At 64.4% G+C, this 19730-nt stretch carries 22 protein-coding genes, 1 tRNA gene and 1 pseudogene; 17 read left to right on the top strand and 7 right to left on the bottom strand.

Going from position 1 to position 19730, the window contains the following annotated elements; all coding sequences use genetic code 11:
• Positions 1–5 precede the first annotated feature (5 nt).
• The 5 genes from ACFQX9_RS11680 to ACFQX9_RS11660 all read left to right on the top strand — a co-directional run bounded on the left by ACFQX9_RS11680 (position 6) and on the right by ACFQX9_RS11660 (position 2278).
• A complete protein-coding gene (locus ACFQX9_RS11680) occupies positions 6–473 on the top strand; it encodes a low molecular weight phosphatase family protein (RefSeq protein ID WP_018453112.1) in 468 nt (155 codons plus the stop codon).
• A 156-nt stretch (positions 474–629) separates the two neighbouring features.
• On the top strand, positions 630–1259 hold the full coding sequence (locus tag ACFQX9_RS11675) for a Maf-like protein (protein WP_007597557.1): 630 nt from the start codon (positions 630–632) through the stop codon (positions 1257–1259).
• Between the two features lie 155 nt (positions 1260–1414).
• Positions 1415–1597: a DNA gyrase inhibitor YacG gene (gene yacG / locus ACFQX9_RS11670; RefSeq protein WP_007597555.1), complete on the top strand. Its 183-nt coding sequence runs from the start codon at positions 1415–1417 to the stop codon at positions 1595–1597.
• Between the two features lie 185 nt (positions 1598–1782).
• Positions 1783–1858, top strand: a tRNA-Phe gene (locus ACFQX9_RS11665).
• 171 nt (positions 1859–2029) lie between these two features.
• Positions 2030–2278: a hypothetical protein gene (locus ACFQX9_RS11660; protein WP_007615460.1), complete on the top strand. Its 249-nt coding sequence runs from the start codon at positions 2030–2032 to the stop codon at positions 2276–2278.
• A 13-nt stretch (positions 2279–2291) separates the two neighbouring features.
• Here the strand turns inward: ACFQX9_RS11660 and ACFQX9_RS11655 are convergent, their stop codons facing one another.
• On the bottom strand, positions 2292–3434 hold the full coding sequence (locus tag ACFQX9_RS11655; protein ID WP_377788593.1) for a helix-turn-helix transcriptional regulator: 1143 nt from the start codon (positions 3432–3434) through the stop codon (positions 2292–2294).
• A 651-nt stretch (positions 3435–4085) separates the two neighbouring features.
• Between ACFQX9_RS11655 and ACFQX9_RS11650 the strand changes: the two genes are divergently transcribed.
• The 3 genes from ACFQX9_RS11650 to ACFQX9_RS11640 are packed head-to-tail and all read left to right on the top strand — an operon-like array spanning position 4086 to position 6772.
• The gene (locus tag ACFQX9_RS11650) at positions 4086–4760 is read left to right on the top strand and encodes an FABP family protein (RefSeq protein ID WP_377788591.1); all 675 of its coding nucleotides are present in this window, start codon (positions 4086–4088) and stop codon (positions 4758–4760) included.
• A 19-nt stretch (positions 4761–4779) separates the two neighbouring features.
• Entirely contained in the window at positions 4780–5490 is a 711-nt protein-coding gene (locus tag ACFQX9_RS11645) for a RibD family protein (RefSeq protein ID WP_377788602.1), read from the top strand.
• A 10-nt stretch (positions 5491–5500) separates the two neighbouring features.
• On the top strand, positions 5501–6772 hold the full coding sequence (locus tag ACFQX9_RS11640) for an NAD(P)/FAD-dependent oxidoreductase (protein WP_085348314.1): 1272 nt from the start codon (positions 5501–5503) through the stop codon (positions 6770–6772).
• A 58-nt stretch (positions 6773–6830) separates the two neighbouring features.
• Here the strand turns inward: ACFQX9_RS11640 and ACFQX9_RS11635 are convergent, their stop codons facing one another.
• The gene (locus ACFQX9_RS11635; RefSeq protein WP_018453118.1) at positions 6831–7151 is read right to left on the bottom strand and encodes a hypothetical protein; all 321 of its coding nucleotides are present in this window, start codon (positions 7149–7151) and stop codon (positions 6831–6833) included.
• Between the two features lie 270 nt (positions 7152–7421).
• On the opposite strand from ACFQX9_RS11635, the pseudogene ACFQX9_RS11630 reads away from it, so the two are divergent.
• A pseudogene (locus ACFQX9_RS11630) lies at positions 7422–7549 on the top strand (oleate hydratase); the annotation flags it as partial.
• 38 nt (positions 7550–7587) lie between these two features.
• Here ACFQX9_RS11630 and ACFQX9_RS11625 read toward each other — a convergent pair.
• The 4 genes from ACFQX9_RS11625 to ACFQX9_RS11610 form a co-directional block, all read right to left on the bottom strand.
• Positions 7588–8178, bottom strand: coding sequence for a hypothetical protein (locus ACFQX9_RS11625; RefSeq protein ID WP_204512526.1), 591 nt, complete (start codon positions 8176–8178; stop codon positions 7588–7590).
• Between the two features lie 197 nt (positions 8179–8375).
• Positions 8376–9689 carry a tetratricopeptide repeat protein gene (locus ACFQX9_RS11620; RefSeq protein ID WP_085354375.1) on the bottom strand — a complete coding sequence of 438 codons (1314 nt, stop codon included), beginning with the start codon at positions 9687–9689 and terminating at the stop codon, positions 8376–8378.
• A 13-nt stretch (positions 9690–9702) separates the two neighbouring features.
• A complete protein-coding gene (locus tag ACFQX9_RS11615; protein ID WP_085350814.1) occupies positions 9703–10713 on the bottom strand; it encodes an aldo/keto reductase in 1011 nt (336 codons plus the stop codon).
• Between the two features lie 272 nt (positions 10714–10985).
• Complete coding sequence (locus tag ACFQX9_RS11610; RefSeq protein WP_085384272.1) at positions 10986–11411, bottom strand: PaaI family thioesterase; 426 nt, start codon at positions 11409–11411, stop codon at positions 10986–10988.
• 66 nt (positions 11412–11477) lie between these two features.
• Here ACFQX9_RS11610 and ACFQX9_RS11605 point away from each other — a divergent pair, with 66 nt between their 5' ends.
• Complete coding sequence (locus ACFQX9_RS11605; protein ID WP_018453122.1) at positions 11478–12107, top strand: CoA pyrophosphatase; 630 nt, start codon at positions 11478–11480, stop codon at positions 12105–12107.
• 70 nt (positions 12108–12177) lie between these two features.
• Positions 12178–13392 (top strand): hypothetical protein, encoded by a 1215-nt coding sequence (locus tag ACFQX9_RS11600; RefSeq protein ID WP_018453123.1) that lies wholly within the window; start codon positions 12178–12180, stop codon positions 13390–13392.
• A gap of 159 nt (positions 13393–13551) precedes the next feature.
• Here the strand turns inward: ACFQX9_RS11600 and ACFQX9_RS11595 are convergent, their stop codons facing one another.
• A complete protein-coding gene (locus ACFQX9_RS11595) occupies positions 13552–13854 on the bottom strand; it encodes a hypothetical protein (protein ID WP_026232467.1) in 303 nt (100 codons plus the stop codon).
• Between the two features lie 194 nt (positions 13855–14048).
• Here ACFQX9_RS11595 and ACFQX9_RS11590 point away from each other — a divergent pair, with 194 nt between their 5' ends.
• The 6 genes from ACFQX9_RS11590 to ACFQX9_RS11565 form a co-directional block, all read left to right on the top strand.
• Positions 14049–14528 (top strand): hypothetical protein, encoded by a 480-nt coding sequence (locus tag ACFQX9_RS11590; RefSeq protein WP_085350812.1) that lies wholly within the window; start codon positions 14049–14051, stop codon positions 14526–14528.
• Positions 14529–14691: 163 nt separating this feature from the next.
• The gene (locus ACFQX9_RS11585) at positions 14692–15639 is read left to right on the top strand and encodes a TAXI family TRAP transporter solute-binding subunit (protein WP_018453126.1); all 948 of its coding nucleotides are present in this window, start codon (positions 14692–14694) and stop codon (positions 15637–15639) included.
• A 161-nt stretch (positions 15640–15800) separates the two neighbouring features.
• Positions 15801–17912 carry a TRAP transporter permease gene (locus tag ACFQX9_RS11580; RefSeq protein ID WP_018453127.1) on the top strand — a complete coding sequence of 704 codons (2112 nt, stop codon included), beginning with the start codon at positions 15801–15803 and terminating at the stop codon, positions 17910–17912.
• On the top strand, positions 17909–18286 hold the full coding sequence (locus ACFQX9_RS11575; protein ID WP_198293337.1) for a DUF1850 domain-containing protein: 378 nt from the start codon (positions 17909–17911) through the stop codon (positions 18284–18286). Before ACFQX9_RS11580 ends, ACFQX9_RS11575 begins: the two co-directional genes overlap by 4 nt.
• A 15-nt stretch (positions 18287–18301) precedes the next feature.
• Positions 18302–19108, top strand: a complete 807-nt coding sequence (locus ACFQX9_RS11570; protein WP_377788586.1) for an SDR family NAD(P)-dependent oxidoreductase — start codon at positions 18302–18304, stop codon at positions 19106–19108.
• A gap of 186 nt (positions 19109–19294) precedes the next feature.
• The coding region (locus ACFQX9_RS11565) for a transposase (protein ID WP_377788584.1) at positions 19295–19730 on the top strand (436 nt) is incomplete at its 3' end.

Here is a 19730-nt window from a genome sequence, read left to right as displayed (position 1 = left end):
GCGCGATGGCGGGTCCGCCACGCGCACGCGATCCGCAATCGGTGCTGTTCGCTTGCGCCATGAACAGCGTGCGCTCGCCGATGGCCGAGAGCCTGCTGCGGCACATGTTTCCGCAAGGGCTCTACGTGAAATCGGCCGGCGCCAGGCGCGGCGAACTCGATCCGTTCGCGGTGTCCGTGATGGCCGAGCTCGGCCAGGACATCTCCGCCCACAAGCCTCAGACCTTCGAGGAACTGGAGGATTGGGAGGGGTTGAATTTCGACCTGATCATCACGCTGTCGCCCGAGGCGCATCACAAGGCGCTGGAGCTGACCCGCACGCTTGCCGCCGACGTCGAGTATTGGCCGACGCATGATCCCACCACCATGGAAGGCAGCCGCGACCAGAAGTTGGCTGCCTATCGCGACGTCTGCGACCAGCTCCTGCTGCGCATCCGCCGGCGGTTTTCGAAGGTGGGCGCGGCGAACGGGTAGCATTCGGCGCCCGTAACACCCGCGTCACAGACTGCAGGCACACGCATCCTGTACCCGTCGAATCAGTAAAGTCCGGGTTCCCGGGTTGTGAAATCAGCCCCCGTCCGATAGGTTCCGCGCGCAATTCACCCCCTGCTTCATTCCCCAAATCACCTGATGCTCGGCCGCCCCAAATTCGTTCTCGCCTCCGGTTCGCCGCGGCGCCTGTCGCTGCTCAACCAGGCCGGCATCGAGCCGGACGCGCTCCGGCCCGCCGACGTCGACGAGACGCCGAAGCGGGGCGAGCTGCCGCGCGCCTGCGCCAACCGGCTCGCGCGGGCCAAGGCGGATGCGGCGCTCAAATCGGTGCAGCTTGACGACGAGCTGCGCGGCGCCTTCATCCTCTCCGCCGACACGGTGGTGGCGGTCGGCCGCCGCATCTTGCCCAAAGCCAACCTCGTCGACGAGGCCGCGCAGTGCCTGCGGCTGCTGTCGGGTCGCAACCACCGCGTCTACACCGCGATCACCCTGGTGACGCCGCGCGAGGCCTTCCGCCAGCGCCTGGTCGAGACCCGCGTCCGCTTCAAGCGCCTCTCGGAGGACGATATCCAGGCCTATATCGGCTCCGGCGAATGGCGCGGCAAAGCCGGCGGCTACGCGGTGCAGGGCATCGCCGGCTCCTTCGTGGTCAAGATGGTGGGGTCCTACACCAACGTGGTCGGCCTGCCGCTCTACGAGACCACCACGCTGCTCGGCGGCGAAGGTTTCCCGATCCGCTTCGGCTGGCTCAACGCCACCGCCGTCTGAGCCGAAAAGCCGCTCCTGCAAAAATCGCGAAAACAACCCCATGCACAGTAGAATTGCCCCGCGGAAATCTGGCCGGGACGCCTGCGCTTCCGCCGGAGGAACCCCTTTGGCGACGGGCTCTTGAACTCTCTCACCTCGTGTAAGCTGAGCACCCTATGGACGACCAGGTGAAAAAGCCCGCAAGCCCCCTCAAAACCTGTCCGATCTGCGGCAAGCCGCAGTCCGAGGCCACCCGCCCGTTCTGCTCCTCGCGCTGCCGCGACGTCGATCTGAACCGCTGGCTGAAAGGCTCCTATGTCATTCCCGGCCGCGATGACGAGGCAGACGGAGAGGAATAACCCTGTTCTATCAAGTATTTAAATTGTCGATGCACCGCTACGCGGCGTTGCCTCCGAGCCACGTCCTGCCTTGTGCACAGCCGGGCCACGCCCCGCGAAGCCATCGGCGAAGCGTGGGTGGACAGGCAGCCTTCAGCCCACTATAAACCGCCCGCTCGATGGGCTTTGGCCCCTCTTTGGAGCACGCCCAGGTAGCTCAGTTGGTAGAGCATGCGACTGAAAATCGCAGTGTCGGTGGTTCGATTCCGCCCCTGGGCACCATTTTCGCTCTCCACGGGCAACATCTTGCCCAGCGCCAAGCCTTGACCAGCCGGCTCGCGCAGCAATCCGTTCCGGAACCAGATCGCGCCCGCCCGTTGCTGGCACTCTGCTTGCTCAGCCAGGACCAAAGTCTGGCCTTGGAAGAGAGGTCGTTTCAGGTTGAGGCAAGTGATGCAGGAAATGTCCCGTTCTGGTGCTGCCGGCGAACTCCGGCTCGATGCGTTGGTCGCCGATTTGTGGTGGCGCGTTAGACTCATCAACACCGACATTCTCGAGGAAGAGGCGAGAGCAGGGGTGTTTGACGTGCTTCAGCCGACCTATCCGCTTCTTGCGCTGAATCTTCGCGCGCGACGCGACAATTTGGTCTCGACGATCGGCGTGCTCGAGCAGCGTGCGCGATCAACGTCGGAAGCGGCTTGAGCGCGGTCTTCTGTTACACCGGGAACGTCAGCGATTTCGCGAGCCTGACCAGATCGACCTGGCGCCGGCAGCCCGTCTTTTCGAAGACGTGAATGAGGTGGCTCTTCACGGTGCTGACGGAAACGCCGAGCAAGGCCGAGATCGCGTCTCGCGTGTGTCCCTCGCAAATGAGCTCGAAGATGCGAATCTCGGCCGGCGTCAGGTCATAGAGCTGGTTGAGCGCATCGTGAGGCAATCGCGGCGGCCCGGAGGCTGACGTCACGAACACGGCGGCAGCGGCGCTCTGGATCAGACCGGATCGTGTGTGGCTGCGTCGCAGCGGCAGAACGTGGACGACGAGAGGCTCACCGCTTTGGCGAGGGATCGGGATGCCGATGCCTTTTTGCCCGAGCGTCGCCTCGTCCTTTGCCGCCTGCGCGACGGCTGATTGCAATGTGGCCGTGCTCGCCGCGGATTGAACCGCGATCCTGCCATGCCTTGCCACGATCGGATCGCCGGCCGCGAGCATCGCCGCGGCTGCGGCGTTGGTGTGAACGATCTTCGAATCCTCGTCGGCCAGGACGACGCCCACCGTCAGGGCCTCCACCGTCGCCGCGAATGTGTTGGCTTCCACCGCCTTCATGTCGAACAGATTGCTGATCGTCACGGCGCGGCGGATGTGAGGCGCCAGAAGGCGCAATCCGTCGACCTGCGCATCGTCGATCCGGCCTGCCGACTCATGCTGGCTGAATATCGCATTTCCAACCATCGTCCTGTCGCGAACGAGGCCGACGGCAACGGCGTCGAACAGGCCCCTGGGCATGGCCCATTCGCGATAGTAGCGGTTGCTGGAAATAACGTCCGGCCGGACGGCTTGGGATTGAACGATCGGCTCGCCGAGCGGGTATTGCCGAATGCGTTCGGCGCCGCCCCAGAGCTCGATGATGTCGGGGCCGTAGCCGACCCCGTTCTGGGCCATCTGGGCCAGGTCGGACCCGGAGACCGCATTGACGACGGCCTTCATGTTGGTGAGGCTGGCGACCGAGAGCGCGCCGGTGGCAAAGCCGAACTCGGCGCAGATCTGATCCAGAACTTCGGTCCAGCCTTCCGGCGCGATCACACAATCATAGACACTGCCGATGAGGTCCGAGAACTTCTCGACCCAAGCCTGCTGCATTCCAAACCACTCACTTGAAAATAAGGACGTCACGTGAACGCTAGTTTAGGAGTGGCTTCATCGCCTATGGTGTATTTCACAATCCTGAGGTGATCTTATCATCGTGATTCCGTGGCGCAAACGGGAACACCGAACACAAATGCTTATGACGCTCTCTTGGGCAGCTGCCATGATTTTCACGAATTCCGGAACGTCAACGCCTTGGCTGCATAAGCCCGACGCTCGGGTGCCTGATTAAAACTGCGGCAGATTCGACGTCGATTGCAAAATCTACCTTGTTGTCAGGTAGCTCGCAGTGATCCACCAAGCGAAAGGCAGAACTCCATGCACAACTCCATCCAGCGATCGCATTGGCGACGTGGTGACACCCTCGAGCGCGACGACGCATCGTCTGCGACCATCGCGACCAGCCCATCGTGCGCGACCATCGCAATCAACCCATCGTCCGGGACCACCGCAATCAACCTAAGGTCCGCGACCACCGCCACTAAGCGCACTGGCGACGGAGCCGAACTGAGGAGGTTCGGCTCCGCTTCGCGTGATGGATCGTCTGCGCGTGACGCCTATGTCCATTCGCGATTGTGAGGCTGGAGAACGAGCCACGCCCGCGCTCTCATGCTATTGCTGCCTCGCAACGACACGAGGACACCCATGCTCCCCCTTCCCGCCGATATCTTCACCGAGCCCGAGGACGTCTCGCCCGACGGGCTTGCCAATCTCGGCGCGCTCCGCCGTCTCGCCGGTGTCTGGCAGGCCGACAAGGGTATCGACATCAATCCGAAGGCCCAGGGGCCGGAGCGGCGGACCTTCATCGAGCGCATCCGGATGGACCCGATCGATCCGCAGGCCAACGGGCCGCAGCTGCTCTATGGGCTGCGCTATCACATCCACATCAACACGCCCGAGGAAGACATCACCTTCCACGACCAGGTCGGCTACTGGTTGTGGGAGCCCGCGACCGGGTTGATCATGCAGACGCTGGCGATCCCGCGCGGGCAGGTGCTGCTGGCGTCGGGCAAGGCCGGGCCGGGCGACAAGGAGATCTCCGTGACCGCCAAGCGCGGCGACACCGCTTACGGGATCTGCTCGACTGATTTTCTGGAACAAGCGTTCCGCACCGATGCTTACCGCTGCGACATCACCTTCAACGACGACGGCAGTTGGACCTATCTGATCCAGACCGAGTTGTTCGTGCGCGGCGCGCCGTTCAACCATCGCGACACCAACACGCTGAAACTCATCGCGCCGCCAAAGCTCAATCCCCTCGCTTTGATCGTGAACGATCGCGCCACTGGGAATGAGAAGGGCAATGAGCCGGCTGCCTGAGCGCGGCCCGGAGATACGCATGAAGCCTTACGTCATCTGCCTGATGCATTCGAGTCTGGACGGCCGCACCCATCCGAGCCGCTGGCGCCCGAAGGGGGCAGGAACGGACTGGTTCGAGAAGATCCACGACGAGCTCGGCGGCGACGCCTGGGTGATCGGCCGCATCACCGGCTCGGAGTTCGCCAAGGGCGAGCCCTATCCCACGACGGCGGACGCGAAATTTCCGCGCGAAAACTGGTTCGCGCGACGCGACGCGAAAACCTATGGCGTCGTGCTCGATGCGCAGGGCAAGATCGGCTGGGGCCGCTCCGATATCGGCGGCGATCCGATCGTCGTCGTGTTGACCGAGAGCGTCGCAGATTCGCATCTCGCGGGGCTCCGCGGCGAGGGCGTGTCCTATATCTTTGCCGGCAAGTCCGAGATCGACCTCGCGCTGACGCTGGACATCCTCAACCGCGAGCTCGGCGTGAAGCGCCTGCTGGTGGAGGGCGGCGGCGTCGCCAACGGCGCGTTCCTGCGTGCCGGCCTGATCGACGAGTTCAACCTGATCCTCAGTCCCGCGATCGACGGCGCCAAGGGCGCGCCATTCGTGTTCGATTCCACGGACTCCGACGGCGACCGGCGCGCACCACTGAGCGCGATGACGCTGGAGAGCACGCGGGATGTCGGTGGCGGCGTCCTGCTGCTGCGCTATCTGATCCAGAACGATCCGCAGGCCGTGGGCAAGTAACAGCACCGAGATGTCGGCAACATCCGAGCATATCGTCATTGTCGGTGCCGGCGCGGCCGGTCTGATGGCGGCGCGCGAGCTGGCGCGCGCGGGCAGGACCGTGACAATCCTGGAGGCGCGCGAGCGCTGCGGCGGCCGCATCCATCCGCTGCCTGCTTCGGAGTTCGGCTACCCCGCCGACGGCGGCGCCGAATTCGTCCACGGCGAGGCGCCGGTCACGCGCGCGTTGCTGCGTGAAGCCGGGCTGTCCCTTCAGGAGATCGAGGGCGAGCGATGGGGCTTTGACGGCGCTGACATCGTGCGCGAGGATCGCCACGATCCGCATCAGGCTGAGCTGCACGCCGTGGTTCGGGAATTGAACGACGACCTCACCGTCGCCGATTTCCTGCGCCGGCATTTTGCCGGGGATGAGCATGCGCGGCTGCGCCATTCGATCGAGCGAATGGTTGAGGGCTATGATGCGGCCGATCCCGAGTCCGCCTCCACGCTGGCGCTGCGCGAGGAATGGATGGCTGGCGGGCACTCTCCGCAGGCGCGCATCAAGGGCGGCTATGGTGGGATGATCGACTTCCTGGCAGCCGAGTGCCGCAAGCTTGGCGTGACGTTTCGCTTCGGCTGCGTGGTGTCGGCGATCGAGGAGGAGGGCGGCGCGATCGCCGTTCGCTGTGTCGGCGGCGACGTGCAGGGCTGCGATCGCGTGATCATCACCGTTCCGTTGCCGTTGTTGCGCGAGATCGGGCTGCCGAGCCGCGCGCGCGCGAAGGCGGCGGCGGCCGACGATATCGGCTTCGGTAACGTGATAAAAATCCTGCTGCGCTTCAGGCGGCCATGGTGGCGTGAGCGCAAGGAAGAGCTCGCGGACATGGCCTTCCTTTTGTCCGACCAGGCCATCCCGGTGTGGTGGACGCAATATCCGAACCGGCATCCCGTGCTGACCGGATGGTTCGGCGGCCCGCGCACGGCAGCGCTGTCGCGTCTCGACCCGCAAGCGCTGATCGATACCGGGCTCGATTCGCTTGCGATCGTCTTTGGCCTGTCGCGCGAGGACCTCGCACGCGAACTCGTCATCGCGGTCGCGACAAACTGGGCGCACGATCCCTACGCCCGCGGCGCTTATTCCTGGGCGACGCCGCGAACGCGCGAGGCGCAAACGATCCTTGCGCGCGCCGACGGTCCGGTGCTGTTCTCCGGCGAGGCGCTCTATCGCGGAGCCGACATGGGTACAGTCGAAGCGGCGCTGGCGAGCGGTCAACAGACGGCGGGCATAATCTTGCGGGAATAGGCTGACGAGCAAAGAAAGGCCCGCGTTTCGCGAGCCTTTCGTCTTGCTGCCTTTCGTCTTACCAGCGGCTACCGCCGAAGCCGAACGTCACGCTGGGACCGCCGCCGCCGTAATACCCGTACGGTCCACCGCCGTAATAGCCGTGGTGCCGCGGATAATAGCCGTAGCTCCGGTAGTGCGGACGATGAAATCCATGATGGTGGTGAGGACGCCAGTGATGGCGATAGCCGTGATGGTGGTGCCTGTGCTGCGCGCTGATATCGGTTGACTGGGCGGCTGGCGCGTTCTGTTTCGCACTTGAATGATTGGCCGCGTTCGCCGCGGATCCGCCGACAAGCGCCGCAGCACCGACGGCCATCGCGACAAAGAGATACTTCATGTCATCACTCCGGTTGAATGTCGTGTGACAACACATGGTCATCCGGCACGTTCCGGCCAGTGCGGGCGTCGAAACGACGCAGTTACATTGGTCCGGTTCGCGCGGCTGCGTGCGTCTCGTGAGATCTATTGTCGCATCACCGGCGTGATCGCAACTCTGCCATCACTCTGCCGCGAATGACGCAATCACGTCATCGGTGGTGACGATGCGCGCGAATTCGTCGGTGAGCAATCTCGGCTTCGACACACAGCTGGTGCGCGGCCATCTGAATTCGACCCTGGCGTCTTCGAGGATGCGATCTGCATTCCCTGCCGCATGCCCTACATCACCAGCATGTTCATGCCGCGCAGCGCGGCCGACCGCTGCCGGTGCCCAGGAATTCCGTCAATCTCGCCTTCTTCGCGACGCTGGAAAGGCGTTCACGTAACGGATGGAGCTATTTGAACGGATCCTGGATCGACGGCGCCGACTGCCTGATGCGGCGCACGCTCACCGGCGTGCCGTCGGAGACGAACAGGAGTTCGTACTTCCGGCCCTCGCTGTCGGTCGCGGAGCAGGTGACGTCGTTCACCTTCTTGGCGGCGAAATTGCCGGTCTGGCGGCAGAGGCCGGTGGAGGTCTGCTCGGCCGGCACCGGCAGCCCGTCGACCTTGGGGCGGTCCTTGGAGTTGAGCAGCATGCGGTCGATCGGCAGCTCGTAGGAATTGTCGTCGGCGCGCTTGCCGTTCTCGCCGGAGAACGACACGACGTGATTGTCATCAGCGGGATCGTCGACCGCGACCGTGAAATTGACCCGGCCCTTGTCACCATGAGCGTAGGCGACCGTCTTGCAGGGGAAGGTGCGGCCGGCAACCTTCAACGTCTTGCAGTGGCCGGACATCAGCGCCAGCAAGTCGATAAAGGCGGTCTGTTGCCCGGGCGGATTGTTGACGGGAATCGGCGCGGAAGACTCGGCAAAACAAGGGCTTGCCAAGAGGACCAAGGTGGGGACGAGGGCAGCAGCGAGGATGGGGCGGCAGAGGCGCATCGGAAGGCTCACATGCCAAGGAACGACCGAAAAGTCCCGTCGGATAACCAGCGAACCGTAAATTGGTTGCGATCCCGTTTGTTCTGCCGGACTCGTCTGAAATACCACCGCGCCACCCCAACGGCAATTCGCCCATATCGCCCAACCCATTCCCGGCCAGCACTTGCCGTCAGGCCAGTGTTTTTTTCGTGGCGGGGCTACCCCATAGCCGCCCGCCAGCGCGTATCGCGCAAGGATGGGCGGCGGTGCAGGCGGGCGTCGAGCAGGGCGCGGGCGCGCGGCAGGTCGCCGCTGCGCATGAGGGCAACGACAAAAGTGTCCTCGATCAACTCGCGCTGGGCGTGGCTGCCGCCGAGACGCACGACCTCGTCGAGGACCGGCGCGAGCATTTGCACGCATGCCGCGTAATCCTCGTCCGCAAAGGCTGCCAGCGCGCGGCAGACCGCCGGCACGACGGGGCCGGCCGGCAGCTTGCCATCGGCGAGCCGCTGCTCGATCGCGGTCAACCGCGCGACAAGCGCCTCGCGATTTTGCGTTGCGGCTGCGAACAGTGCCATGTGGATATCGGCGAAGGGCAGGCTCGATTTCGGAAACAGTCTTTGCGCGGTGGCATCGGCTTCGACCCAGAGCGCTCTCGGCACGGCGTGGCCGTAAGCCGACAGGCGCCAGAGCAGTGACGCACCGTCGGTGACGAGATTGAGCGGCGGCGCCTGTGTGGCCTCTGGCTGCAGCACATCGGCATAGATCGCGAGCGCCCGCGCGGCATCGCCATGCTCCAGCGCGCCGAGCGCCTGATGCCAGCGGATGTGGCCGTGCAAGATCCCGGCGCGGTCGTAACAGGGGATCCAGTCGTCGACGAGCCGGTCGGCCGCTTCGATCGAACCGTCCTCGAACATCGCATGCAGCACGGCGTGCACAGCATGGGCATTCTGCCGGCGCAGCTCGAAGCCGCGCTCGGTGACACCGCGGCCGCGACCGACATTGCCGTTCTCGGTCATCGCCCAGCCGTACATGGTGAGGAACCACCAATCCTCGCCATAGTCATGCGCGACGCGCTCGCACAGCTCCTGCCGCGCGCGGTCGTGATCGGCCGTGCCGGAGAACGCGAACAGGCCGAAGGCGCCGAGCGGCAGCGACAGCACCAATGCATCGCGCGGCCACGCCTCGACGTGCTTCATCGTTGCCGCGATCGCCTCCGGCAGCCGGCCCTCGATTGCGAGCGCCAGCGTCTCGACATGCGAATGCTCGCGTTCCGTGCCGCGTGTCGCCACGAGCTCACGCGCGAGGGCCGCCTTCTGACGTGCCAGGTCGCCTTGCTGATAGAAGCCATGCAGGCGGGCGCGGGCGATATGGGCCAGCGCAAAATCCGGATCGGCCGCAGTCGCGCGCTCCAGCGTTTCCGCCGTGCCGGTCCAGCCCGCGAGCATGAGGTCGACGCCCTCACGATAAGCGGATGCCGCCTCGGGCGAAGAGGTGGAGATCGGCAGGCCATAGCGATCTTCGAGGGCCATCCTTGTCTCCGGCTCAGGCCGTCCGCGCGCGACGTCCTTCGATCGGATAGGCCGGGTCGTTGTAGCCTGGCGTCGAAGGATGACCCGGCACGACCAGTCTGTCGATCAGCGCCTCGTCCTCGGCGGTGAACCGATAGTCGAGCGCGCCGATGTAGCCGTCCCATTGCTCCTCGGTGCGCGGGCCGGCAACGGTCGAGGAGACAAAGGCGGAGTTCAGCACCCAGGCGACCGCGAACTGGCCGCCGGTGATGCCCTTCTTTTCGGCGTGAACCTTGATCTCTTGCGCCAGCTGGAGCGATTCCGGCCGCCATTCGGTCTGCATCATGCGGGTGTCATTGCGGCCCGCGCGCGTCTCCTTGTCGGGAGCCGCGTCGGGCGTGTATTTGCCGGTCAGCACGCCGCGCGCCAGGGGGCTATAGGGCACGATGCCGAGGCCGTAATAGGAGCAGGCCGGGAAGTGCTCGACTTCGGGCATGCGATTCATGGCGTTGTAATAGGGTTGGCTCACCGCGGGCCGGTCGATGCCGAGCCGGTCGCAGATGTTGCAGATTTCGGCGACGCGCCAGGCGCGGTAGTTCGAGACGCCGAAATAGCGCACCTTGCCGGCGCGGATCAAATCGCCCATCGCGCGCACCGTCTCCTCCAGCGGCGTCGAATGGTCTTCCTTGTGCAGATAATAGATGTCGATGTGGTCGGTGCCGAGCCGCTTCAGGCTCTCATCCGCCGCTTGCAATACCCAGCGTCGCGACAGGCCGACACGGTTAGGGTCGCCCCCCATGGGGTTCGCAAGTTTCGTCGCGAGCACCCAGGCGTGACGGTTGTTGCCGATGGCGCGTCCCACGACTTCTTCGGATGCGCCCTTCGAATAGGCGTCGGCGGTGTCGATGAAATTGATCCCGGCCTCGTGCGCCTTCGCGATGATCCGCTTTGAGGTGGCTTCATCGGTCGGCCCGCCGAACATCATGGTGCCCAAGCAGATCGGCGACACTTTCAGGCCGCTGCGGCCGAGTTGGCGGTATTGCATGGGCGCGTCCTTGCTGCTTCTTCGGGCGACAGCATATCCGTCTCACTCCGTCATTGCGAGCGCAGCGAAGCAATCCAGAGATGCGTCTGCGGCGGCAGTCTGGATTGCTTCGCTGCGCTCGCAATGACGCGGTTGGCGGAGATGCTTGCTACGCTCCCATCGCCCGGCTTGACCGGGCGATCCAGTATTCCGAGAGGGCTGTAGTTCAATCGAGAAGCCGCGGCGTACTGGATTCCCCGCCTTCGCAGGAAATGACAGCGTTGGGTGTGGAGTTACCCCGGCCCCTTCAAGATCTTGAACACGCCATTGGCCATCACCACGCAGCGGCCGTCCACGCTGACCTCCGTGCTCATGAAGATCAGGCTGCGCGTCGAGCGCACCACGCGCGGGCGGGAGATCAGGATGTCGCCGATCTGGCCGGCGTCGACGAAATGGGTGTCGAGCTGCACCGTCGCCATGAACTCCTTGCCCGAGACATAGCGGGCAGTCATGCCGCAGGTACGGTCCGCGAACGTCATCATCACGCCGCCCTGGACCATGCCGCGGCGATTGTGGTGCTTGTCCTCGGTCGCAAGTGCGAATTCGTACTGGCCGTCGACCTTGCGCTCCCACAATGGGCCGATCAGGTGCATGAAGCCCGTGGTCTCCAGGATGGTCCAGCCGTCTGCTTTCAGCCTCGCGGCGGTCTTGTTGGTCATGTCGTCCATTTCCTGAGCGGGTCGTGCGATCTCGTTTCATCGGGGCCGGACGTGGTGTAGTCAAGCATGATGAGACCGTTCGACGATGCCACACGGCGGAATATCGCGGCTGCCTGTGCGGCCTTCACGCGGCTGCCGGAGGATGAGGCGCCGGCGGCGTTGAAGCGTGCCGCTGTGGTGATTGCGCTGACCGCAGCCAGCGAGCGCGATGACACGGCGTTCCTGCTCACGCTGCGCGCATCGCATCTGCGCGCCCATCGCGGCCAATGGGCTCTTCCCGGCGGACGCTGCGATGCCGGCGAGACGCCGGTCCAGGCGGCACTGCGCGAGCTCGACGAGGAGCTTGGCCTGCGCCTCACCGGCGCGGAGGTGCTCGGCACGCTCGATGACTATCCGACCCGCTCCGGTTATCTGATCACGCCGGTCGTGGTCTGGGCCGCCGATAGTGCCGCGATCAAACCAAACCCGGACGAGGTCGCCTCCGTCCATCGCATCGCGCTTGCGACGGTCGAGCGCGCCGACGCCTTCGATTTCGTCGCGATCCCCGAGAGCACGCGCCGTGTGATCCGTTTCCATCATCAGTCGAGCTTGATTCACGCACCGACGGCGGCCCTGATCTACCAGTTCCGCGAAGTGCTGGCAGGACGGCACACCCGCGTCACCGAGCTGGAACAGCCGGTATTCGCCTGGAAATGATGCGAGGGGCGAAAACGAGGTAAACGGCGCGTTAACGTGACAGTTACCGGATGCCTGCTAAGAGGGCAGCATGCATCAATCGATTCGAAATGCCGTGAGACTGGTTCCACTCGCGCTCGTCCTGCTCGCGCCTGCCGTGCGCGGCGGCGAATCCGACGCGCTGCCGCCGGCCGTCCGCAATGCCAATGCCCAGCTGTTGTCGCAGTTCTTTGCGCAAGGCGGCGTGTCGCCCGCCGTGCTGGAATATCGCCGCAAGCTGCAGGAGTATCAGGCGGCGCGCGCGGCCTTTGACGAGGAAGCCGGCGCCTATTGGAGTCAGATCTCCGAGAAGCGGAAAGGCCGTAATGCCAAGCGGCGCAGCGGGCAGCAGGTCACGCTCGACGATTACGTGCTGGAGCATCCGCCGCTCTATAACGGGCCGAAACGGCCGGTGAATCCGGAGCCGGAGGAAACCCCGGACCGCCCGACGAAAAAGCCGATCCCGGTGGTCGCCGATCTGCTGCGCGCGGCGCAGGAGCTTTATCAGTTCACGCCACAGCGGCCGGCCAACGAAGTCGAATTCAAGCGCGTCTATGCACGCTACGCGCTGGCCTCGGGGCTGACGCGCGAGCAGGCGGTGCGGGTCTACGCGTTCGAGACCGGCGGCACCGGCAGTTACGACGTGCAGGCGGGAATCGAACATGGCGGCAAGCGCGCCATTTCGACCGCGATGGGCTACAACCAGCTGCTGACGACCAACAGCGTCGAGCTGCTGGCCGAGCAAGGCCATGAATTCATCCGCGCTCTCTCTGACAAGGTGGCGCGGACCTCAGGCCCGGCGCGTCAGTCGCTCGAGCACAAGCTCACTGTGCTCAAGAAAATGGTGGCGCACGCCAAGTCGGTGCCCGACACCTGGTCGGAGCACGAGAAGATCGGCAACACCGCGCAGGGCTGGGCCATGCATGCCATGGTGCTCGACATCGATATCGGGCCGATGCTGCAGACTCACAAGCTGCTCACCTCGGTGCTGTTCGCGCGTGCCAAGGGCTACAACCGCCCGCTCAGCGCGGCCGAGCTCGAGATGATGAACCTCACCGGCGACGGCACCGGCCTCGACATGGTGACAATGCCGCAGGTAATGCGCGAGCAGGTGCCGACTTCGAACTTCTTCCAGCGCGGCGGCTACGAGCGTAACCCGGTCGCGATCCGCCACAACACGGTGGCGAAGCTGCTGGCGGTGACGGATACGAGGATGGACAGCAACAGCAACAACGCCGGCGCGCGCGAGCTGGCGGGGGCGTTTTAGGCGGCGTCGTCCGGCGAAGGCCGGGACCCATTACCACAGGGCATAGTTTGGGAGGACGGTCGTTCGGTACTGCGGCCGTACGCAATCGAGGGATCACGCGGTAGGGGTCGCGGCCTTCGCCGGGACGACAGCAGTGTGTGGCGTCGCCGCGACCTCGCCCTACTGATCCGACCCGAACTTGAACTTGCCGTCGCCTTCCAGATACGGGCCGCTGCGCATGTAGAGCTGGCCGTTGTGGCCGAGGAAGAACAGCGTGCCCTTCGGCACCTTCTTGGCGCCCTTCAGAAGTTCGCCGGCATTGCTGGTGCCCATCTTGTAGGAGAAGGTCTTGCCGTCCTTGTCATAGGCGTAGCCGGTGTCGGGCTTGAGCTCCCAAGGTGTTGCAGCGGTCTGCGCCAATGCGGGTGCAGCGAACGCGCCGAGCACGGCCGTCACCAAAAATATCCTTGTCGAAAATGCCATCACCCTATCCTCCCCATCGAGGCTCCCGGCTTGAACAAATCACGAACGGCGCTTTCAGGTCAATTTGCGAAAGCGCCGCAGCGCATCACGTCTTGCCGAGCAGTTTGTGATTTTCCCTTCGTCCCCGCGCGACTATGTTCCGCTTTCCGTCTAGAACGCAATTCGACAAAAACATTGGGTAGGGGATGATTCGAATGAACCTCGTCATTAAAGCTTGCTGGGCCGCCGGCCTGTTGCTGACGGTGCTCGCGCCGGCCGCCCGTGCCGATGATTACCAGCTCAGCCACAACCAGAGGATCTCGTGCAGCCGCGGCCTGGCCCCGGGCAAGCTGAACACCGCGACCTGCAAGTCATACACCTACCTCTTCAACACCAAGACCTCGGAATATTTCCGTTGTCAGGTCTCGCTGGCGCTGACCCGGGACAACAAGGAAGTCATCAACGTCCAGACCGACGGCGGCTGCGCCAAGAAGCCGCGCATCTTCGACACCGACGGCCATTACGATTTCGACGCGACCGAGACCGAGCCGCCGAACACCAATTCGTTCTTCGGCCCCGGCGGCTACTCGGTGTGGGCCGCCGACGTCGGCGCGCAGAAGGTGCGCGGCTGCATCATCATCTCCTCCGGCCTCGGCTCCGACATCTCCAAGTGCCTGGACATGACCTTCCAGTGAGGGGCTGACCAGACCTGGCTGCGCCACCTCGCCGCACCCGGCGAGTTCCCCAAAAATCGAACCAGCACAGCCATTTACTGCAGTCCTGTTTTGACTTTTGGATGGGTTGACCCGCCCCCCCTCATCCGGCCAACTTCCGGCCGGTTTGGGGAGTAGAAAGATCATGAAACGAACGATTTTCGGCGTGGCCGCGGCTCTTGCTCTGGCGGCCTCGGCACCTTGCGCGCAGGCGCAATCCTTTATCAATGTGCTGACCGGTGGCACCTCCGGCGTCTACTATCCGCTCGGGGTCGCGATCGGGAAGATCTACGGCGACAAGATTCCTAACGTGAAGACGCAGGTGCAGGCCACAAAGGCGTCGGTCGAGAATCTGATCTTGCTCCAGCAGGGTCGCGGCGAGATCGCGTTCACGCTGGGTGACTCGCTGAAAGCGGCCTGGGATGGCGACGAGGAAGCAGGCTTCAAGTCCAAGCTCGACAAGCTGCGCACGATCGGCGCGATCTATCCGAACTACATCCAGATCGTCGCGACTGCCGAGAGCGGCATCAAGACGCTTGCGGATCTCAAGGGCAAGAGCCTGTCGGTCGGCGCGCCGAAATCGGGCACGGAGCTGAATTCGCGCGCCATCCTGGCGGCGGCCGGCATGAGCTACAAGGATCTTGGCAAGGTCGAGTATCTGCCGTTTGCCGAATCCGTCGACCTCATGAAGAACCGCCAGCTCGGCGCGACGCTGCAATCGGCCGGGCTCGGAGTGGCCTCGCTGAAGGATCTGTCGACCTCGAGCCCGATCGTGGTGGTGTCGGTGCCGAAGGAGACCGTCGACAAGATCGGCCTGCCCTTCATCGCGGCGACCATTCCCGCCAACACCTACACCGGGCAGGACAAGGACGTGCCGACTGCGGCGGTGGTCAACTACCTCGTCACCAGCTCGGCGGTGTCGGACGATCTCGCCTACCAGATGACAAAACTGGTCTACGAGTCGCTGCCCGAACTCGCCAACGCGCATGCGGCCGGCAAGGAGATCAAGCTCGAGACGGCCGCCAGCGGCAGCCCGGTTCCGCTGCACCCCGGCGCGATCCGCTATTACAAGGAAAAGGGGCTGATCAAGTAACGTCGGCCTCGTTATCGGACGTCATGGCCGGGCTTGTCCCGGCCATCCACGTTCTAAGGCCAGGCGAGAAAGATCGTGGATGCCCGGGACAAGCCCGGGCATGACGGCGCGGATGGACCGTGCCAATGCTATAAGCGCTCGACGATTGGGGATGCGTTGAAATGCTGGAGAAGGCAGAGGGCGCTCAAGAGCCCATCAAGGTCGAGTTCGACAATTTCGAGCACGGTTTTCCGGAAGGCTTTGGCCCGGGCTGGTGGGGCACGCTCGCCTACTGGATCGGCATCGCCTTCGCGATCTTCCAGCTTTATGTCGCGGCCTTCAATTATCTGCCGAGCCAGGTGGTGCGCGGCGTCCATGTCGGCTTCCTCATTCTCCTCACCTTCGGCCTGATCGGCAACTTCACCGCCAAAAGCGATTTCGGCCGCGCGATCGGCTGGCTGATCGGCGGCATGGGCTTTCTGTGCGGGCTCTATCAATGGATCTTCTATGCGGATCTGATCGCACGTGACGGCGATCCGACGCGCCTCGATCTGGTGGTCGGCACGCTGCTCGCCGTCCTGATCTTCGAGGGCACGCGGCGGCTGATGGGCGCAGCGCTCCCGCTGATGTGCGGCGCCTGTCTCGTCTACTGGTTCTTCGGCCAGTATCTGCCGTCACCGCTCAACCATCGTGGCTATGATTTCGACCAGATCGTCACGCATCTGTCGTTCGGCACCGAAGGTTTTTACGGCGTGCCGATCTACGTCTCGGCGACCTACATCTTCCTGTTCATCCTGTTCGGCTCGTTCCTGGAGCGCGCCGGCATGATCCAGCTCTTCACCGACGTTTCTCTTGGGTTATTCGGCAGGACCCGCGGCGGCCCGGCCAAGGTCGCGGTGTTCGCCTCGGGCATGATGGGCACGATCTCCGGCTCCGGCGTCGCCAACGTCGTCACCGTCGGCCAGTTCACGATTCCGCTGATGATCAGGTTCGGCTATCGCCGCGCGTTCGCGGCCGGCGTCGAGGCGACAGCGTCGATGGGTGGGCAGATCATGCCGCCGGTGATGGGCGCGGTCGCCTTCATCATGGCAGAGACGCTCGGCGTCCAATATTCTGAGATCGTGAAGGCGGCCGCGATTCCCGCGATGCTCTATTTCGCCTCCGCCTTCTGGATGGTGCATCTGGAGGCCGGCAAGCACGGGCTCACCGGCATGAAGCGCTCGGAGATTCCGAGCGCCTGGAAGGCCCTGGTGACGCGCTGGTATCTCGTGCTGCCGCTCGCGGCGCTGGTATACATGCTGTTCGAAGGTTTTACGCCGCTCTATGCCGGCAGCATGGGCCTCGCGCTCACAGTGGCGCTGATCCTTGGCACCGCCATCACGACAGGCGCGTCTTCGATGGCGATCCGCTATGTCTTCTGGATCGGGCTCGCGCTCGTCGTCGCGGCGCTCTCGCGCGACGGCCTTCAGATCGTGCCGGTCGCAGGCGTCGTCGTCGCGCTGATCGTGATCACTGCGTTCGTGCGTGGCGGATTTTCCGCCCTGCGCGCCTGCCGCGATGCCTTGGCTGAAAGCGCCAAATCCGCGATCACCGTCGGCATGGCCTGCGCCATCGTCGGGGTCATCATCGGCATGATGTCGCAGACCGGCGTCGGCACCATCTTCGGCGGCTGGGTGATCGGTCTCGGCGAGAAGAGCCTGTTCCTGGCGCTGATCATGACCATGCTGCTGTCGATCCTGCTCGGCACCGGCATCCCGACCATCCCGACCTACATCATCACGGCAGCGCTCGCGGCGCCCGCGTTGGCCAAACTGGGTGTGCCCCTGATCGCAAGCCACATGTTCGCGTTCTATTACGGCATCATGGCGGACCTCTCGCCGCCGGTGGCGCTGGCCGCGCTTGCCGCAGCACCGATCGCGAAGGAGAATCCGGACAAGATCGGCTGGGAGGCGATGCGCATCGCGCTCGCCGGCTACGTCATCCCCTTCATCTTCGTCTATTCGCCGGCGCTGATGCTGCAGGGCGGCGATCCCATGGCGGCCAAGCTCGGCTTCTACGGCGCGGTGGCATTGGCGACTGTCAAGGCGCTGGTGGCGATCGCGCTGTTCGGCATGGTCGCGATCGGATTCCTGTTCACGCGCCTGACGTTCCTCGAACGTTTGGTCGCGCTCGGTGCCGCGCTGTGCCTGCTCGGCGACTTCCCGTTCAGCGACACCGCGGGCTTCCTGCTCGCCGCTGCGATCGTGCTGTGGCAGTGGCGGCGGCGGCCGCCGGCGCCGGTCGAGGCGGTGTGAGCCTCTGCCTCGTCACAGCCTCAGGCCTGAAGGCGCTGGCGCTGTCCGCGTTCACACTGGTGTGGACGCATTCGATCGCGAAGGTCGACTGGCAGGAAGACTGGCGCGTCACCCCCGCCGGGCTCGAACTGGTGCAGGCACGCGTGAAGGGCACCGGCCCCGGCATGGAGCCGCCGCCCGAGGCGCGCCTCGTCGACGGCTGGTTTCAATGGAGGCCCGCGCGCGCGCCGATGCCGGAGGTCGTGCTGGGCAATTCGGACGCGGCTGGCGAATGGCGGCTATGCCATGACGGCAAGTGCCGGACGTTGTCCGAGATTGTCGGTCATCCCATTGGTGCTAACGTCACAAAGATGATCGTCTGCAAAGAACAATAATAAGGGAGACACGCGATGGGTCGGCTCAAGGGCAAGGTTGCGATCGTGGTGGGTGCCGGCTCGATCGGGCCGGGTTGGGGCAACGGCAAGGCCACCGCGGTCACCTTTGCCCGCGAGGGCGCGCAGGTGTTTTGCGTCGATCGCAACGGCGCGGCCGCCGAGGAGACCGCGAAGATCATCGCGGACGAAGGCGGCCAGGCGAGCGCGTTCACGGCCGACGTCTCGCATGCGCGCGAGGTCGAGGCGATGGTTGCGGCATGCCTCAAGGCCTACGGCCGCATCGACGTGCTCGACAACAATGTCGGCATCGCCGAGATGGGCAGCGTGGTCGAAGTGACCGAGGAAAGCTGGGACCGGGTCTTCAGCGTCAACCTCAAGAGCGCCTATTTCGCCATGAAGCACGTCATCCCCGTGATGGTGAAACAGGGCGGTGGCTCGATCATCAACATCTCCTCGATCGCTTCGATCCGCCACATGGGCATCTCCTACGTCACGTACGGCACCTCGAAGGCGGCGATGAACCAGATGACCCGCACCACCGCGATCGAGTTCGCGCGCCACCATGTCCGCGTCAACGCGATCCTGCCCGGCCTGATGAAGACGCCGATGGTGGAACATTCCGCAGGTCTTGCGAACAGCTATGCCAAGGGCGATGTTGAAGCGATGTGGCGGGCGCGCGATGCGCAAGTGCCGATGGGCCACATGGGCGACGCTTTCGACGTCGCCAACGCCGCGCTGTTCCTGGCCTCGGACGAAGCGAAATATGTGACGGGCATCGAGCTCGTGGTGGACGGCGGGATCACGTGCAAGGCGGGGGCCTAGGCGTCGTTCCGTGTTCGCCGTCGTCCTGGACAAGCGAGCGTAACGAGCGCTGATCTAGGACCCATAACCCCAGGGAGAAGTTTGACGAAGGCTGGCGGCTCTGGCTTCTTCAACATTCGGCATTCGGGGTAATGGGTCCCCTGAGTTCACAAACGAAGTGCAACACTTCCATCTGGAGGTGTTGCCATGGGGCGGACTTACAAACAGCTCTCCCTTGACGATCGATGCGAGATTGCCCGCCTTTCGGCCAATGGCGGCTCGGTCGGGCAAATCGCGGCAGCTTTGGATCGGCCGCCATCAACGATCTCTCGGGAGCTGAGGCGGAACCGTGGCAGGCAAGTCGGCTACAAGCCAAGCTATGCTCAGCAGCAGACCCGGGCGCGGCGCTGGAAGGGCTCTCGCCTCGAGCGGGACGCCAGCTTGCGCCGCGAGGTCTTGGCAGGCTTGAGCCGCGGTTGGTCACCCGAACAGGTCGCAGGCAGGCTGGCCCGGGAACGTGGCCGTAGGGTGATCTCCTACGAGAGCATCTACCGCTTCATCTACGCCCAGATCACACGCACGACGGACTTCACCTGGCGGCGCTATCTGCCTCGGGGCAAGAGCAAGCGAGGCCACCGCGGCA

This window comes from Bradyrhizobium sp. GCM10028915 (assembly GCF_042666195.1).
Classification (GTDB): Bacteria; Pseudomonadota; Alphaproteobacteria; order Rhizobiales; family Xanthobacteraceae; genus Bradyrhizobium; species Bradyrhizobium canariense_D.
The sequence above is the reverse complement of the archived record's forward strand: the minus strand, read 5'-3'. Positions and strand labels throughout refer to the sequence as shown.

Coding starts and splice junctions, on each gene's coding strand:
- ACFQX9_RS11680 (WP_018453112.1), top strand. CDS start 6: ATGGCGGGTCCGCCACGCGCACGCGATCCGCAATCGGTGCTGTTCGCT.
- ACFQX9_RS11675 (WP_007597557.1), top strand. CDS start 630: ATGCTCGGCCGCCCCAAATTCGTTCTCGCCTCCGGTTCGCCGCGGCGC.
- yacG (WP_007597555.1), top strand. CDS start 1,415: ATGGACGACCAGGTGAAAAAGCCCGCAAGCCCCCTCAAAACCTGTCCG.
- ACFQX9_RS11660 (WP_007615460.1), top strand. CDS start 2,030: ATGCAGGAAATGTCCCGTTCTGGTGCTGCCGGCGAACTCCGGCTCGAT.
- ACFQX9_RS11655 (WP_377788593.1), bottom strand. CDS start 3,434: ATGCAGCAGGCTTGGGTCGAGAAGTTCTCGGACCTCATCGGCAGTGTC.
- ACFQX9_RS11650 (WP_377788591.1), top strand. CDS start 4,086: ATGCTCCCCCTTCCCGCCGATATCTTCACCGAGCCCGAGGACGTCTCG.
- ACFQX9_RS11645 (WP_377788602.1), top strand. CDS start 4,780: ATGAAGCCTTACGTCATCTGCCTGATGCATTCGAGTCTGGACGGCCGC.
- ACFQX9_RS11640 (WP_085348314.1), top strand. CDS start 5,501: ATGTCGGCAACATCCGAGCATATCGTCATTGTCGGTGCCGGCGCGGCC.
- ACFQX9_RS11635 (WP_018453118.1), bottom strand. CDS start 7,151: ATGAAGTATCTCTTTGTCGCGATGGCCGTCGGTGCTGCGGCGCTTGTC.
- ACFQX9_RS11625 (WP_204512526.1), bottom strand. CDS start 8,178: ATGCGCCTCTGCCGCCCCATCCTCGCTGCTGCCCTCGTCCCCACCTTG.
- ACFQX9_RS11620 (WP_085354375.1), bottom strand. CDS start 9,689: ATGGCCCTCGAAGATCGCTATGGCCTGCCGATCTCCACCTCTTCGCCC.
- ACFQX9_RS11615 (WP_085350814.1), bottom strand. CDS start 10,713: ATGCAATACCGCCAACTCGGCCGCAGCGGCCTGAAAGTGTCGCCGATC.
- ACFQX9_RS11610 (WP_085384272.1), bottom strand. CDS start 11,411: ATGACCAACAAGACCGCCGCGAGGCTGAAAGCAGACGGCTGGACCATC.
- ACFQX9_RS11605 (WP_018453122.1), top strand. CDS start 11,478: ATGATGAGACCGTTCGACGATGCCACACGGCGGAATATCGCGGCTGCC.
- ACFQX9_RS11600 (WP_018453123.1), top strand. CDS start 12,178: ATGCATCAATCGATTCGAAATGCCGTGAGACTGGTTCCACTCGCGCTC.
- ACFQX9_RS11595 (WP_026232467.1), bottom strand. CDS start 13,854: ATGGCATTTTCGACAAGGATATTTTTGGTGACGGCCGTGCTCGGCGCG.
- ACFQX9_RS11590 (WP_085350812.1), top strand. CDS start 14,049: ATGAACCTCGTCATTAAAGCTTGCTGGGCCGCCGGCCTGTTGCTGACG.
- ACFQX9_RS11585 (WP_018453126.1), top strand. CDS start 14,692: ATGAAACGAACGATTTTCGGCGTGGCCGCGGCTCTTGCTCTGGCGGCC.
- ACFQX9_RS11580 (WP_018453127.1), top strand. CDS start 15,801: ATGCTGGAGAAGGCAGAGGGCGCTCAAGAGCCCATCAAGGTCGAGTTC.
- ACFQX9_RS11570 (WP_377788586.1), top strand. CDS start 18,302: ATGGGTCGGCTCAAGGGCAAGGTTGCGATCGTGGTGGGTGCCGGCTCG.